Genomic DNA, 15,228 nt, shown 5'->3' with positions numbered 1-15,228 from the left:
AGATTAGGAGCCATCATGGACATGCGCGTAGAACCCAAGACCAAACAAAAACTCGTGATGATCGGCAACGGCATGGCCGGCGTTCGCACGCTCGAAGAGCTGCTGAAAATTGCGCCCGACCTGTACGACATCACCGTGTTTGGCGCCGAGCCGCACCCCAACTACAACCGCATTTTGTTGTCGCCCGTGCTGGCCGGCGAGCAGACCATTGACGAGATTATTCTCAACTCGTGGGACTGGTACACCGACAACGGCATCACGCTACACGCCGGCAAAAAAGTGGTGGCGGTGGACCGCGCCCGGCGCCTGGTGCGCGCGCTGGATGCGCAAGACAAGGTCACCGAAGTCCATTACGACCGGCTGCTGATGGCCACCGGCTCCAACCCCTTCATCCTGCCGATCCCCGGCAAGGATTTGGCGGGCGTGATTGCCTACCGCGACATTGCCGACACCAACGCCATGATTGAGGCGGCCACCCAATACAAGAACGCCGTCGTCATCGGTGGCGGCTTGCTGGGGCTGGAAGCGGCCAACGGCCTGATGCTGCGCGGCATGCGGGTCACGGTGATTCACGTCATGCCCACGCTGATGGATCGCCAGTTGGACAGCGTGGCGGGCAAGCTGTTGCAAAAGTCACTGGAAGAGCGCGGCCTGCGTTTTGTCATGGGTGGCCAGACCCAGGCGCTGATTGGCGACCAGGATGGCGGATTGGGGGGCCGGGTCATGGCGCTGCAGTTCAAGGACGGCAGCGAGATTCCGGCCGACCTGGTGGTGATGGCGGTCGGCATTCGCCCCAACACCGAGCTGGCCGAAACCATGCACCTGCATGTGAACCGGGGCATTGTCGTCAACGACACGCTGCAGACCGTGACCGATGCCCGCATTTATTCGGTGGGCGAATGCGCGGCGCACCGCGGCATTGCCTACGGCCTGGTGGCGCCGCTGTTTGAGCAGGCCAAAGTGGCGGCCAACCACCTGGCCGAGTTTGGCATTGGTCGCTACATGGGCTCGCTAACCTCGACCAAACTGAAGGTCACCGGCATTGACCTGTTCAGCGCCGGTGAGTTCATGGGCGGCGAAGGCACCGAAGAAATCGTGATGAGCGACCCCTTCGGCGGTGTCTACAAAAAGCTGGTGCTGAAAGACGACAAGCTGGTCGGCGCCTGCCTCTATGGCGACACGGTCGACGGCAGCTGGTACTTCAAACTGCTGCGCGACGGCCGCTCGATTTCCGATATTCGCGACAAACTGATGTTTGGCGAATCCAACATTGGCGACGTCGGCCACCAGGGCCACAACAAGGCGGCCGCGATGCTGGATGCCGACGAAGTCTGCGGCTGCAACGGCGTCACCAAAGGCACCATCTGCAAGGCGATCAAGGAGAAGGGTTTGTTCACGCTGGACGAGGTGCGCAAGCACACCAAAGCCAGCGCCTCGTGCGGCTCCTGCACCGGTCTGGTGGAGCAGCTGTTGATGTTCACCGCCGGTGGCGACTACTCGGCCACGCCGAAGATGAAAGCCATGTGCGGCTGCACCGAGCACGGGCACCAAGCGGTGCGCGAAGCGATCGTGGCCAACAAACTGCTCACTATTGCCAGCGTCTTCAACTTCATGGAATGGAAGACGCCCAACGGCTGTGCCTCATGTCGCCCAGCGGTCAACTACTACCTGATCAGCAGCTGGCCGAAAGAGGCCAGAGATGACCCGCAAAGCCGCCTCATCAACGAGCGCAGCCACGCCAACATCCAGAAAGACGGCACCTACTCCGTCATCCCGCGCATGTGGGGGGGAGAGACCAGCGCCGACGAGTTGCGCCGCATCGCCGACGCCGTCGACAAATACAAGATTCCGACCGTCAAGGTCACCGGCGGCCAGCGCATCGATTTGCTGGGCGTGAAGAAGGAAGATTTGGCCAACGTCTGGAAAGACATCGGCATGCCAAGCGGCCACGCCTACGCCAAGGCGCTGCGCACGGTGAAGACCTGCGTCGGCTCGGAATGGTGCCGCATGGGCACACAAGATTCAACCCAGATGGGCAAGGACCTGGAGCGCGCCATGTGGCGCATGTACGCCCCGCACAAAGTGAAATTTGCCGTGAGCGGCTGTCCGCGCAACTGCGCTGAAGCCGGCATCAAGGACGTCGGCATCATCGGCGTCGACAGCGGCTGGGAGATGTACATCGCCGGCAACGGCGGCATCAAAACCGAGGTGGCGCATTTCTTCACCAAGCTCAAAACCGCCGAAGAAGTGCTGGAGTACACCGGCGCGTTTTGCGAGTTGTACCGGCAGGAAGGCTGGTACCTGGAGCGCACCGTGCATTACGTGTCGCGCGTCGGGCTGGACTACGTCAAGAAGAAGATTCTGGACGACCACGCCAACCGCAAGGCGCTGTGGGAACGCCTGCAGTTTGCGCTGGATGGCGAGCCGGACCCGTGGTTTGAATTCAACAAGGCCGAGGTCGATATCCGCCAATTCGACAAGCTGGCGATTCCTGCCTGAAGCCCCTGAATTTATATGAAATTTGCCTCTAGCCCCCGTGCTATATGCGCAAGCAGCTATTTAAACAATAGCAAAGGGATTGACACATGAGCAACTGGAAAAAAATCTGCCTGGTCACGGACATTCCCGTGTTGGGCTCGCGCTGCATCCAACGGCCGCAAGGCATGGACGTGGCGGTGTTTCGCAACGACCAGGACGGCGTCTTTGCCCTGCTCGACCGCTGCCCGCACAAAGGCGGGCCGCTGTCGCAAGGCATTGTGTTTGGCTCCAGCGTGGGCTGCCCGCTGCACAACTGGACCATCGGACTGTGCACCGGCCAGGCGGCCGCGCCTGACGAGGGCTGCACGCCCAAGTTCAGCGTCAAAGTGGAGAGCGGCGTGGTGCATCTGGATGGCGACGAATTGGCGACCCACGCCCTCGACTTGGTGGCCCCGGTCGCCGGGCCCGGCTGCAAAGAAACAGTGGCACTGGACAAAGCATGAATTTACCCACGGTGCGTGAAACCAAATCGACCTGCCCATATTGCGGCGTCGGCTGCGGCGTCATCATCGAGTCCAGCGCCAACCAGATTACCGGCGTGCGGGGCGACCCGGATCACCCGGCCAATTTCGGCCGACTCTGCACCAAAGGCGCCACGCTGCACCTGACCGCCAGTGCCGCCGTCAACCAGCAAACCCGGCTGCTGCAGCCGATGCAGCGCCTGCAGCGGGGCGCCCCGGCGCAGCGCGTGGGTTGGGACGCGGCGCTCGATTTAGCCGCCGATAAATTCGCCAGCATCATCACCGCGCACGGCCCGGATGCGGTGGGCTTCTACATCTCCGGCCAGCTGCTGACCGAGGACTATTACGTCTTCAACAAGCTGGCCAAGGGGCTGATCGGCACCAACAACATCGACAGCAACTCGCGCCTGTGCATGAGCAGCGCGGTGGCCGGCTACAAGCAAACGCTGGGCATGGACTCACCGCCCGCCTGCTACGACGATGTGAAGCAAGCTGGCACGATTTTCATCGTCGGCGCCAACACCGCCTACGCGCATCCGATTCTGTTTCGCCAGATTGAAGACGCCAAAAAAGCCAACCCGGCGTTGAAGATCGTGGTGTGCGATCCGCGCCGCACCGACACCGCCGAAATCGCTGACTTATTTCTTCCCATTCAGCCCGGCACCGATGTCATGCTGTTCAACGGCATGCTGCACCTCATGCTGTGGGAAGGCTGGCTGGATACGGCTTACATGGCGGCCCACACCAGCGGCTTCGACGCGCTCAAGGCCACCGTGCGCGACTGCACGCCCGATGTGGTGGCGCAGACCTGCGGCATTTCCAAAGAAGACCTGTTCACGGCGGCCCAACTGTTTGCGGGTCTGCACGGCCCGGCACTCTCCCCGCGGCCAAGCGATGCCGCTGGCCGCGCTGCCGCTGAAGTTCGCCGCACGCCCACGCTCAGTCTGTACTGCCAGGGCCTGAACCAATCCAGCAGCGGCACCGCCAAAAATGCGGCGCTGATCAACCTGCACCTGGCGACCGGGCAGATCGGCAAACCCGGCGCTGGTCCGTTTTCACTGACCGGCCAGCCGAATGCCATGGGCGGGCGCGAAGTCGGCGGCATGGCCAATTTGCTGTCCGCCCACCGCGACTTGAGCAACCCGGCGCACCGGGCGGAAGTGGCGGCGCTGTGGGGCGTGCCGGACGTACCGTCCAAGCCCGGTAAAACGGCGGTCGAGATGTTCCAGGCCGCCGCCGACGGTGAAATCAAAGCTCTGTGGATTGCCTGCACCAACCCGGCGCAATCCATGCCCGACCAGGCCACCGTGCGCCGCGCGCTGGAGCGCGCCGAGTTCGTCGTGGTGCAGGAAGCCTTTGCCAGCACCGCCACTTGTCGCTACGCCGACCTGCTGCTGCCGGCGACCACCTGGGGCGAAAAAGAAGGCACCGTCACCAACAGCGAACGCCGCATCTCGCGCGTGCGTGCCGCCGTCCCAGCCCTGGGCGGCGCCCGCCACGACTGGCAAATCGCCGTCGATTTCGCGCAACGGCTCGAAGCCTTGCTGCCGCAGCACCGAGCAGCAGCGCCCGCAATCGGGTCCACCACCCTCTTCCCCTACCCCAACCCAGAAACCATCTGGAACGAACACCGCGAATCCACGCGCGGCCGCGACCTTGACATCACCGGCATGACGTACCCGATGCTGGAGCAAGCGCCCCAGCAATGGCCTCTGGCTGAAGGCCAAACCCAAGGGAAAGTCCGCCTCTATGAAGACGGCATTTTTCCCACCGCCGATGGCCGCGCCCGCTTCGTCAACACGACGTACAAAGCTGTCGCCGAGCCACGCGAAGCGCGCTACCCGTTTTCGCTCACCACCGGCCGTCTGCGCGACCAATGGCACGGCATGAGCCGCACCGGCACCTTGGGCCGCCTGTTCGGTCATGTGCGCGAACCGGTTCTGCAGATGAACCCGCAGGACATGGCGCGCCGCCTGTTCAAGGAGGGCGATCTGGTGCACGTCACCAGCAAACGCGGCTCGATTCTGGTGCCGGTGCAGGCCAGCAGCGAGCTCGGACTGACCCAGGTCTTCATGGCGATGCACTGGGGCGAGGAATTCCTGAGCGGCCTCAGCGCCACCGGCCAGCGGCTGGCGGGTGTCAACGCCCTCACCACCTCGGCTTTTTGCCCGGACGCCAAGCAGCCCGAGTTCAAACACGCCGCCGTCAAGGTCTTGAAGGCGGAGCTGCCGTGGTCCCTGCTGGCCGTGGCCTGGTTGCCTGCGGAGCACCTGCTGTCGGCGCGCACCGAGCTGCAGCAGTTGATGACCCGCTTTGCCTACGCCAGTTGCGTGCCTTTCACCAACAACGCGCCGCTGGATGCCCCGGCGCAGGAGCGCAGCGGCCTGCTGTTTCGCGCCAGCGCCCTGGAAGCCCCACCCGATGAACTGCTGGCGCAGATTGAGTCTCTGCTCAACCTGGACAGCCCGTATGTGGTGCGTTACGCCGACAAAAAACGCGGCCAGCGCCGCGCCGCCCTCTTGCAGCGCAGCGCCAGCAACACCACGCTGGAAGGTTTTTTGCTGGCCGGCGACACCAGCGCCCAAAGCTGGATCACCACGCTGCTGCAAGACGAGCTGCCCGCGCAAGCCTACGGTCGCGCCCTGCTGCTGCCGGGCGCCCAGCCGCCGGTGCAGCTGGTGTCGCGCGGCAAACAGGTGTGCGCCTGCTTCAACGTGACCGATGTGGCAATCGAGGCGCAGTTAAGCCAGTGTCAGGGTTCCAGCCAGGAACGGCTGGCTTCACTGCAGTCCGCTTTGAAATGCGGCACCAACTGCGGCTCCTGCGTGCCGCAACTGCAGCGCATGGTGCGCGCCACCCTGGCCCCCCGCCTGCAAAGCGCCTAGGCCGGCCGGCTTAGGCGCATATAAGCTCATAGCCCAAAGTTATCAGCATTCACGGACAATCCACGCATGGGCATTGGCAAATACATCAAGGAAATCGGGCGCGGCAAGGACGGCGCACGCCCACTGACGCGCGAACAGGCGACTGATCTGTTTGGCCAGGTGCTGGACGGCGAGGTGACCGATTTAGAGGTTGGCGCGTTTTGCCTGGCCATGCGCATCAAGGGCGAAACGCCGGATGAGATGGCCGGCTTTCTGGACGCCACCCATGCCCGCCTGCACAAGATTCCCGTGCAGGGACGCACCGCCGTGGTGCTGCCCAGTTACAACGGTGCACGCAAACTGCCGGTCCTGACGCCGCTGCTGGCGCTGCTGCTGGCGCGCGAAGGCTTGCCCGTGATCGTGCACGGCACACCAACCGAGTCCACCCGGGTTTCAGCACAAAATGTGCTCCTGGCCCTTTCTGTACCTGCGCAGACAGCTATTGAACCGATAGCAAATGGCAGCGTGCAGTTTGTCCCGACCGGCCTGCTCTGCCCCGGCTTGGCGCGCCTGCTGGACGTGCGCCGCGTGGTCGGCCTGCGCAACCCGGCGCACAGCCTGGTCAAGCTGATGAACCCATGTGACCGTCCCGCCGTGGTGGTGGGCAGCTACACCCACCCGGAATACGCACTGTCGATGGCCGCCACGCTGCGACTGGTGCAGGCAACCGCCCTGCTGTTGCGCGGCACCGAAGGCGAACCCGTGGCCGACCCGCGCCGCACCCCGGCCATGGACGCCTTTGCCAATGGCGAGGTGACCCGGGTGCAAGAGCCACAGGGCGGCTCACTGGTCAGTGTGCCCGGTTTACCGGCCCCCGATGAACAAAGCACGGCGAACTGGATCCAATCCGTACTGGCCGGACAAGAACCCATTCCAACGTCGATTGCCTTGCAGGTGGCACACATCGTGCAACTGTCTGACCCAACGAGGAAGACACCATGACACATATCACAACGCCCCATCCCGGCCACGGCAGTTGCACCTTGGTAGGCGCCGGCCCGGGCGACCCCGAGTTGCTCACGATCAAGGCCTTGAAAGCCATCCAGACCGCCACCGTGCTGCTGGTGGACGATCTGGTCAGCGACGCCATCGTGGCTCTCGCCTCGCCCAAGGCCCGCATCGTCCATGTCGGCAAGCGCGGCGGCTGCAAATCCACGCCGCAGGCTTTCATTGAAAAACTCATCCTGATGGCCGTGCGTGAAGGCGAAACCGTGGTGCGCCTGAAGGGTGGCGATCCGTTCGTCTTTGGCCGCGGTGGCGAAGAGGTGGAACACCTGCAGGCGGCGGGCATCCCGGTAACGGTGGTCAATGGCATCACGGCCGGCCTGGCCGCCGTGACCTCGCTGGGCGTGCCCTTGACGCACCGCGAACATGCGCACGGCGTGGTGTTTATCACCGGCCACGCCAAGCCCGGTGACAGCGGCACCGACTGGAAAGCGCTGGCCGCCACCGCCCACAGCGCCCGGCTCACCCTGGTCATCTACATGGGCGTCAGCGGCGCCCAGCACATCCAGGATGAGTTGCTGTTTGGCCTGCCGGCAAACACCCCGGTGGCCGTCATCCAGAATGCCAGTCTGGCGAGCCAGCGCCATGCGGTCTGCACCCTGGCCGAACTGGAGCACACCATCACCCGCGAAAAACTGACAAGCCCCAGCGTGATCGTGGTGGGCGACGTGCTGCAGGGCACGCTGGCATTGCAACAAGCACTGCCGGAGGCGCGGGCGGCCTGCGCTTGAGCCTGGCCCCGCCTTCATCAAGCCGGGCCCGTTAGCCGCGTTTTTCCTGGTGTACGCCAGCGACAGGGTCTGAACAGTTTTGATTCAGATCAACATCTGGCTTCAATATTGCTTACCCTGGTAATTACCCTTGGAGAAGCCATGATGTTTGCCCCTACCGTTTCAGTCAAAGCGCACACAAAGCCTTCATTCCTGCCCTCCGCACCTGTGCTGCCTCTCCATGTCGGACCGACGGCAGCCAACGAGCCGATGTCACTGGTCAATCTGGCGGCACGCCAGCGCATGCTGTCACAACGCATGATTTTGCAAACCGTGCTGGCCGCCAGTGGCAGCAGCAGCCACCTGCAGGCGGCGCAAAAAACCTGCCAGTTGTTTTGCGACAGCCAGGTCCAATTGCGCGGCACGGTAACCAAATTTGATGCAGTCAGCGCCCAATTGGTGCGCGACACCTACCAAGGGTCGCAAGGGGTCGGTCCCGTCATTGAGCAATTCATGCAACAGATGCACACCACGCTGCAATGCATCAGCAACGGGGACTCGCACAAGCACTCACTGAATGCCCTGATCACCAGCACCGACACCGTCCTCGAGGCGCTGAACACCGCGACCACGACCTTTGACAACATCAGCAAGGGTAAATCGACCTTGCTGATGAAAGAACTGACCAGCATCGTGTCCGACATCCAGACCGTGGCCCGCGAAGCCAAAGTCGTCAGTTTCAACGCCCAGGTGATGGCCGCACGCGCCGGCCAGCACGGGCGGGAGTTTGCCGTGGTGGCCAATGTGCTGTCGGGCATCACGGTGGAAATTGACGACATGTCACGCAAGGCGATTGATCTGGTGGCCCGCAACAAACAGGCCAGTTGAGGTCCTACTGCCTCTAAGAGCTGCGTCTACACTGCGGCCCATGCAAAATTTTGATGTTGTGATCGTGGGCGCCGGTGCGGCCGGGCTGTTCTGTGCGGGCGTGGCGGGGCAACTGGGCCTCAAGGTGCTGGTGGTCGACCAGAGCGACAAGGTGGCGGAAAAAATCCGTATCTCGGGTGGCGGGCGCTGCAACTTCACCAACCTGGGCACCACACCGGCCAATTTTTTGGGCAACAACCCGAATTTTTGCCGCTCAGCCTTGTCACGCTACACGCCGCGCGACTTCGTCGGCTTGCTGCAGCGGCACCAGATCCCGTTCCACGAAAAGCACAAAGGTCAGCTGTTTTGTGACCGCTCCGCCGAAGACATCATCCAGCTGCTGCTGGCCGAGTGCGATGCCGGGCAGGTGACCCGCTGGCAACCATGCAGCATCAAGAATATCGTGTTTTCAGCCGCTAGCCCAGAAGCTGCGGGCGCAGGCAGCTATGAAATAAATAGCGATCGTGGCGTCATTCAGGCGCGCTCGGTCGTCATCGCCACAGGCGGCTTGTCGATCCCGAAAATTGGTGCCACCGATTTCGGCTACCGCATCGCCCGCCAGTTTGGCCTGCGCATGGTCGAACCGCGCCCCGCCCTGGTGCCGCTGACCTTTGACGGCGATGCCTGGGCGCCCTACGCCCAGCTGGCCGGCCTGTCGCTGCCGGTGCAGATCGAGGTCGGGGCCAAAAAAGAAAAGATGAGTTTTCTGGAAGACCTGTTGTTCACCCATCGCGGCTTGAGTGGCCCGGCCGTGCTGCAAATATCGAGCTACTGGCAGCCGGGCGCGCCGATCCGGCTCAACCTGGCGCCCAACACCGATGTGCTGCATGCGCTCCTTGACGCCAAGGCCCGCTCGCGCAAACTCATCGCCAATGAACTGGCCAGCCAGGTGCCATCGCGCCTGGCCGACGCCTGGGTTCAGCAAGGCAGCAGCGCCGGCCACAACTGGCAGCGCCCCATCAGCGACGCCACCGACAAGGCGCTGGCCGCGCTGGCAGAGCGCCTCACCCGCTGGGAACTCACCCCCACCGGCACCGAAGGTTATAAAAAAGCCGAGGTCACCGCCGGCGGCGTCGATACCCGGGATTTGTCGTCACAGACGCTGGAATCAAAGCAACCGGGGTTGTATTTCATTGGCGAAGTGGTCGATGTGACCGGCTGGCTGGGCGGCTACAACTTCCAGTGGGCCTGGGCCAGCGGCTTTGCCTGTGCACAGGGTTTGGCGGCCACGCTGTTGAAGGAACGCGCCAACACGTAACTCAGCGCCTTGAATTCATTGCAGATAACGCTATAATCCTAGGCTTTGCTGGCAAACCCCCGCTGCCTGATCAACTTTAAAGCGGGGAAATCGCACGATGTTCGTCAAATGGCTCGATCTCCCTTTGATAGAAGTCTGCATATTCTGGATAACTTTACGTAATGACAACGATCCGTGTAAAAGAAAACGAACCCTTTGACGTAGCTCTTCGCCGCTTCAAGCGCACCATTGAAAAGCTCGGCCTTTTGACTGACTTGCGCGCACGCGAATTCTACGAAAAGCCAACTGCCGAGCGCAAGCGCAAGAAGGCTGCTGCCGTCAAGCGCAACTACAAGCGCATTCGCGCCATGCAGTTGCCCAAGAAGATGTACTGATCCAGTACGCCTTCCAAGGCTCAAAAAAAGCTCACCGGGGACGCTCAGGTGGGCTTTTTTTATTTCAGAATCAAAACTGTTCGTACCGCAACTCACCTCACAAGGACTTCATCCAATGTCACTCAAAGACCAAGTTACCGAAGACATGAAAAATGCCATGCGCGCCAAAGACAGCGAGCGCCTGGGCACCATCCGCCTGCTGCTGGCCGCGGCCAAGCAAAAAGAAGTGGATGAGCGCGTGGTGCTGGACGACGTCGCCATGGTGGCGATCGTTGACAAGCTGATCAAGCAGCGCAAAGACTCGGTGGCCGCCTTTACCCTGGCCAACCGCATGGACCTGGCGGACAAAGAATCGGCTGAGATCAAGGTGTTGGAGGCCTACCTGCCGCAGCGCCTGAGCGCGGAAGAGGTGGCGACTGAGGTCAAGGCCATCGTGGCCGAGCTGGCCGTGGAACTGGGCCGCAATGCCGGCCCTGGCGACATGGGCAAGGTCATGGGCGCCGTCAAAGCGCGCCTGGCTGGCAAAGCGGAGATGGGCCAGATTTCTGCGGCGGTCAAGGCCGCATTGGCCAGCTAACTCAGCTTCCGGCTACCTTCATGCGGTTGACCAGGATGGAGCCGACCGTCTTGGCGCCGTAGTTGTAGGTATCGGCCCCCACCGCCTTGATGCCCTTGAGCATGGCTTTCATGTTGCCCGCGATGGTGATCTCATGCACCGGGTACGCAATGCGGCCCTTCTCGACCCAGAAGCCGCTGGCACCGCGTGAGTAGTCGCCGGTGACATAGTTCACGCCGCTGCCCATCAACTCGGTCACAAACAAGCCGGTGCCGAGTTTTTCCAGCATCGCATCCAGGTCATCCCCGGCACGAGTCAAGCGCGACGTCAGGGTCAGGTTGTGCGAGCCACCGGCATTGCCAGTGGTTTTCATGCCCAGCTTGCGCGCCGAGTAGCTGCCCAAAAAGTAACCCTGCACACAGCCAGCTTCCACCACCTGGCGCGCCTTGACTTTGACACCCTCGTCATCGAACGGCGAACTGCCTTTGCCGCGTTTCACAAACGGGTCTTCCAGAATATCAATGTGCTTGGGCAGCACTTGCTTGCCCAGCGAGTCGAGCAAGAACGAGCTCTTGCGGTACAGCGCGCCGCCACTGATGGCCTGCACAAAGCTGCCCAGCAAGCCCGCTGCCAGCGGGGATTCAAACAAAACAGGACATTCAGTCGTGGCAATCTTGCGCGACTTCAGACGGCTCAAGGCGCGCTCGGCGGCATAGCGCCCAATCGCCTCGGGCGAGGCCAGGTCGTCCGGGTGGCGCATCGAGCTGTACCAGGCATCGCGCTGCATGTCGTTGCCCTTGCCGGCAATCGGCGACACCGAGAGGGAGTGACGCGAACTGGCATAGCCACCGCGAAAACCCCGCGTGTGCGCGCTGAAAAAATGCGACTGCTGGGCCGACACGGCTGCCCCCTCGCTGTTGGTGATGCGCTTGTCGGTTTGCAAGGCCGCCGCTTCGCAGGCCATGGCCAGTTGTGCGGCTTGTTCGCTGTTGATCGTCCAGGGGTAAAACAGGTCCAGATCCGTGCGCTGCCTGGACGCCGGGGCCACGTCTTTGGCATCCGGCAAGCCGGCCATGGGGTCGGCGGCGGTGAAGCGGGCAATGTCGTAGGCCGCCTGCACCGTTTGCTGAATGGCGGCCTTGGAGAAGTCGGAGGTGCTGGCATTGCCGCGACGTTTGCCCATATACACCGTCACGCCCAGCGACTTGTCGCGGTTGCGTTCTACATTTTCCAGTTCGCCTTTGCGCACCGAAACGCTCAGGCCGCAGCCCTCGGAGGCTTCAGCGCCGGCATCGGTCGCGCCCAATTTTTTGGCATGCGCCAGCGCAGTGTCCACCAACTCTTCAAAATAAGGGCGGCTGTAGCTGAAGCCGGTGTCAGCGCGGGGCTGGACGGAGGTCGTATTTGGTTTCTTCATATCGGAGGCTATGATACTTGGCTCTGCGAAACCCTGTGTCCGCCTTCTCTCTCCATTGTCCATACCATGTCATCACGCAAATTCAAAAAAGGCTACTTCGTCAGAGGTGAGTTCGTCGCCGAAGGCAGCGAACGCGATCTGGAGCTCAAACGCGAGCTCAAAGGCACCGACGATCAAAGCCGGACCGACCTCAAGCGCGAAAGCCTGGAACTGCAAAAGCTGGGGGAAGACCTGCTGACGTTGCGCGCCGACCTGATGAAACGACTGGCCTTGACCGAAAAGCTCAAGGATGCCATCGTCGAGGCCAAGCGCATTACCAATTTTGAAGGCAAACGCCGCCAGATGCAGTTCATTGGCAAGCAGATGAGGCTGATCGACGAAACCGGCATTTACAACATTCGTGCCGCACTGGCCGAACAAAACAATGGCTCCGCCCGCGAAAACTACGCGCTCCACCAGGCCGAGACCTGGCGCGACCGCCTGATCGCGGAAGAGGATGCGTTTGGCGAATGGATCACCCAATTCCCGGGCACCGACACGCAACAGTTGCGCGCCCTGATTCGCCAGGCGCGCAAAGACGCCAAACCCGAAAAACCCGGCGAGGCCATCCGCCACGGCCGGGCCTACCGCGATATCTTTCAAATTGCGCGCGAGCAATTGCTGGGCGTCGACCAGACGGATGAAGCACCATGACCACCCCCGCCAGCCAGCCGTTTGACACCATCAAAATCGGCATCGTCTCCATCAGCGACCGGGCCTCCACCGGCGCTTATGTCGACAAAGGCTTGCCAGCCCTGCAGGACTGGCTGACCCGGGCCTTGCAAAATCCCTTGCAGTTTGAGCCTCGCCTGATCCCGGACGAACAAGCCACCATCAGCGCCACGCTGATTGAACTGGTTGCGGCCGGTTGTTCGCTGGTGTTGACCACCGGCGGCACCGGCCCGGCCCTGCGCGATGTCACACCCGAAGCCACCCTGGCGGTAGCGCACAAGGAAATGCCCGGTTTTGGCGAACAAATGCGCCAGATCAGCCTGAAGTTTGTGCCGACCGCGATTCTGTCGCGGCAGGTGGCGGTGATCCGCGACCAGAGCCTGATCATCAACCTGCCGGGGCAGCCCAAGTCGATTCAGGAGACACTGGAAGGCCTGCGCGACAGCAACGGCGAGCTGCTCATGGCCGGCATCTTTGCCGCGGTGCCCTACTGTGTGGACCTGATTGGCGGACCGTACCTGGAAACGGTGGAGTCGGTATGCAAGGCCTTCCGGCCCAAAGCGGCGATTCGGCCGACACCAACCGCCTGACCTGCTCCGGCCTTGATTGATCCCGGGCTACGCCGGTATTCATCCTCTTTCGTGACAAGCTCAACCGCAAAGCGGGCTTACTTGCCCACCAGCTGGTTGAGCTTGTCCGCCTCAAAGTGCTCACTGCGGGCGGCGTCGCCCGGTACGCAATTGGTCGCCGACCGATTGGCCTGCAGGGTCTCGATCGCCTTCCAGAGCAAGGCAATCTGATGCTCCTGCGTGGAGGCGTTATCAATCAGGCCCCGCATGGCCTGACTGAGCGGATCGTCATTTTGCGTCACGCCGTAGGCAGAAAACCCCATTTTGGAAGCGGTTTCTTCGCGCTTGACATCCAGTTCGGCCTGAATGATGCGCGCCGGGTTGCCGACCGCCGTGGCGCCGGCTGGCACCGGCTTGGTCACCACCGCATTCGACCCCACCTTGGCGCCATCGCCCACCGTGAAGCCGCCCAGCACCTGCGCCCCCGCCCCCACCACCACATTGCGGCCGAGCGTCGGGTGACGTTTGACCCCCTTGTACAGCGAGGTGCCGCCCAGGGTGACGCCCTGATAAATGGTGCAGCCGTCGCCAATTTCAGCCGTCTCACCGACCACCACGCCCATCGCATGGTCAAAGAAAACCCGCTCGCCGATCTTGGCACCGGGGTGGATTTCAATGCCGGTCAGGAAGCGGGCGAGGTGAGAAATAAAGCGCCCCAGCCATTTGAAGCCATGGCTCCAGCACCAGTGGGCACGCCGGTACAGCACCAGGGCATGCAGGCCGGGGTAACAAGTCAACACCTCCAGAAAGGTGCGCGCCGCCGGGTCGCGGTCAAGAATGCATTGAATATCAGAACGGAGTCGAGAAAACATCGGCTTAGTCTAGTCTTTTGAGGGTGTCGCAGCGTCTGGCAGGGGCTTCAAGCCGGCGGCCGACTGGTCCATCATTTTGGCAATGCCGCGCAGAATATGAATTTCTTCCTGCGTGACTCCGGCCCGGTTAAACAGCTGGTTGAGCCGGGGCATCAGTTTTTTGGGCGCCAGCGGGTCCAGAAAGCCAATCGCGACCAGGGAGCGTTCCCAATGCGCCAGCATGCCCGCCACCTGCTGCGCGTCCGCCAGCACGGGCACCGCCGTCGCTTCCTGCACGGCATAGGCGCCCAAGGCCAGGCGCCATTCATAGGCGATCACCTGCAACGCCGCCCCCAGGTTGAGGGAGCCAAACTTGGGATCACTCGGAATGCTCAGGCAAGTGTGGCAGCGGTAAACGTCTTCATTGCTCATGCCGAAACGCTCGCAACCAAACAGAAAAGCGATGCCTTCCTGCGCAGAAGGCCCCTGCAGCAAGCCGTTATTTTCAGTAAAATCAGGCTCTAGTCCATATGCTGCTTGCGCAGCACGCTCCTTCTTCGATAGCATCTCAAAATGTTCACGCGGCGTCACGGTAGGCGGACCAAAGTCGCGTGGCGTCATGGCGGTGGCACACAAATGGGTCATGCCATCCAGCGCCTCGTCCAGCGTGGCGACAATGCGGGCGTTTTTGAGTACATCCAGTGCGCCGCTGGCGCGCTGGATGGTTTCCTCGCGATTGAGCACGTTGGCCCAGCGCGGTGCCACCAGCACCAGGTCGGTAAAGCCCATGGTTTTCATGGCCCGGGCCGCAGCCCCCACATTGCCAGCGTGGCTGGTGTTGATCAGAATAAAACGTGTTTTCATAAACTTGCTCACGAAGCCAAAATGCAGCCGGAAATTGGAGAAATCGCCGGGGCGGGTAAAATC

The 15,228-nt window shown here is 62.1% G+C and carries 14 protein-coding genes; 11 read left to right on the top strand and 3 right to left on the bottom strand.

What is annotated here, in order from left to right; all coding sequences use genetic code 11:
• The first annotated feature begins 15 nt into the window (after positions 1-15).
• From nirB to HHJ17_RS15810, 9 genes are all read left to right on the top strand, one after another.
• Positions 16-2,499, top strand: a complete 2,484-nt coding sequence (nirB, locus tag HHJ17_RS15850) for a nitrite reductase large subunit NirB (RefSeq protein WP_296506456.1) — start codon at positions 16-18, stop codon at positions 2,497-2,499.
• Between the two features lie 86 nt (positions 2,500-2,585).
• On the top strand, positions 2,586-2,981 hold the full coding sequence (gene nirD / locus HHJ17_RS15845; protein WP_296502573.1) for a nitrite reductase small subunit NirD: 396 nt from the start codon (positions 2,586-2,588) through the stop codon (positions 2,979-2,981).
• Positions 2,978-5,884, top strand: coding sequence for a nitrate reductase (locus HHJ17_RS15840; RefSeq protein WP_296506455.1), 2,907 nt, complete (start codon positions 2,978-2,980; stop codon positions 5,882-5,884). Before nirD ends, HHJ17_RS15840 begins: the two co-directional genes overlap by 4 nt.
• A gap of 66 nt (positions 5,885-5,950) precedes the next feature.
• Positions 5,951-6,865 carry a DNA-binding protein YbiB gene (gene ybiB, locus HHJ17_RS15835; RefSeq protein ID WP_296502567.1) on the top strand — a complete coding sequence of 305 codons (915 nt, stop codon included), beginning with the start codon at positions 5,951-5,953 and terminating at the stop codon, positions 6,863-6,865.
• The gene (gene cobA / locus HHJ17_RS15830; RefSeq protein WP_296502566.1) at positions 6,862-7,659 is read left to right on the top strand and encodes a uroporphyrinogen-III C-methyltransferase; all 798 of its coding nucleotides are present in this window, start codon (positions 6,862-6,864) and stop codon (positions 7,657-7,659) included. The genes ybiB and cobA overlap by 4 nt, the downstream gene beginning before the upstream one ends.
• Positions 7,660-7,800: 141 nt before the next feature.
• Positions 7,801-8,526 carry a methyl-accepting chemotaxis protein gene (locus HHJ17_RS15825; protein WP_296502563.1) on the top strand — a complete coding sequence of 242 codons (726 nt, stop codon included), beginning with the start codon at positions 7,801-7,803 and terminating at the stop codon, positions 8,524-8,526.
• Complete coding sequence (locus HHJ17_RS15820) at positions 8,441-9,823, top strand: NAD(P)/FAD-dependent oxidoreductase (protein WP_296506453.1); 1,383 nt, start codon at positions 8,441-8,443, stop codon at positions 9,821-9,823. The genes HHJ17_RS15825 and HHJ17_RS15820 overlap by 86 nt, the downstream gene beginning before the upstream one ends.
• A 161-nt stretch (positions 9,824-9,984) precedes the next feature.
• On the top strand, positions 9,985-10,197 hold the full coding sequence (gene rpsU, locus HHJ17_RS15815; protein WP_011465162.1) for a 30S ribosomal protein S21: 213 nt from the start codon (positions 9,985-9,987) through the stop codon (positions 10,195-10,197).
• A gap of 115 nt (positions 10,198-10,312) precedes the next feature.
• Positions 10,313-10,774 carry a GatB/YqeY domain-containing protein gene (locus HHJ17_RS15810; protein ID WP_296506452.1) on the top strand — a complete coding sequence of 154 codons (462 nt, stop codon included), beginning with the start codon at positions 10,313-10,315 and terminating at the stop codon, positions 10,772-10,774.
• A gap of 1 nt (position 10,775) precedes the next feature.
• Here the strand turns inward: HHJ17_RS15810 and pmbA are convergent, their stop codons facing one another.
• The gene (gene pmbA / locus HHJ17_RS15805; RefSeq protein ID WP_296506451.1) at positions 10,776-12,170 is read right to left on the bottom strand and encodes a metalloprotease PmbA; all 1,395 of its coding nucleotides are present in this window, start codon (positions 12,168-12,170) and stop codon (positions 10,776-10,778) included.
• Positions 12,171-12,236: 66 nt separating this feature from the next.
• Here pmbA and yjgA point away from each other — a divergent pair, with 66 nt between their 5' ends.
• Positions 12,237-12,863, top strand: coding sequence for a ribosome biogenesis factor YjgA (gene yjgA, locus HHJ17_RS15800; protein ID WP_296506450.1), 627 nt, complete (start codon positions 12,237-12,239; stop codon positions 12,861-12,863).
• Positions 12,860-13,471: a molybdopterin adenylyltransferase gene (gene mog / locus HHJ17_RS15795; RefSeq protein ID WP_296506449.1), complete on the top strand. Its 612-nt coding sequence runs from the start codon at positions 12,860-12,862 to the stop codon at positions 13,469-13,471. Before yjgA ends, mog begins: the two co-directional genes overlap by 4 nt.
• A 77-nt stretch (positions 13,472-13,548) precedes the next feature.
• Here mog and cysE read toward each other — a convergent pair whose 3' ends face one another.
• A complete protein-coding gene (gene cysE, locus HHJ17_RS15790; RefSeq protein WP_296506448.1) occupies positions 13,549-14,322 on the bottom strand; it encodes a serine O-acetyltransferase in 774 nt (257 codons plus the stop codon).
• Between the two features lie 9 nt (positions 14,323-14,331).
• Positions 14,332-15,165, bottom strand: a complete 834-nt coding sequence (locus HHJ17_RS15785) for an RNA methyltransferase (RefSeq protein ID WP_296506447.1) — start codon at positions 15,163-15,165, stop codon at positions 14,332-14,334.
• Positions 15,166-15,228 lie beyond the last annotated feature (63 nt).

This window comes from Rhodoferax sp. (genome assembly GCF_012927445.1).
Lineage (GTDB): Bacteria > Pseudomonadota > Gammaproteobacteria > Burkholderiales > Burkholderiaceae_C > Rhodoferax.
The sequence above is the reverse complement of the archived record's forward strand: the minus strand, read 5'-3'. Positions and strand labels throughout refer to the sequence as shown.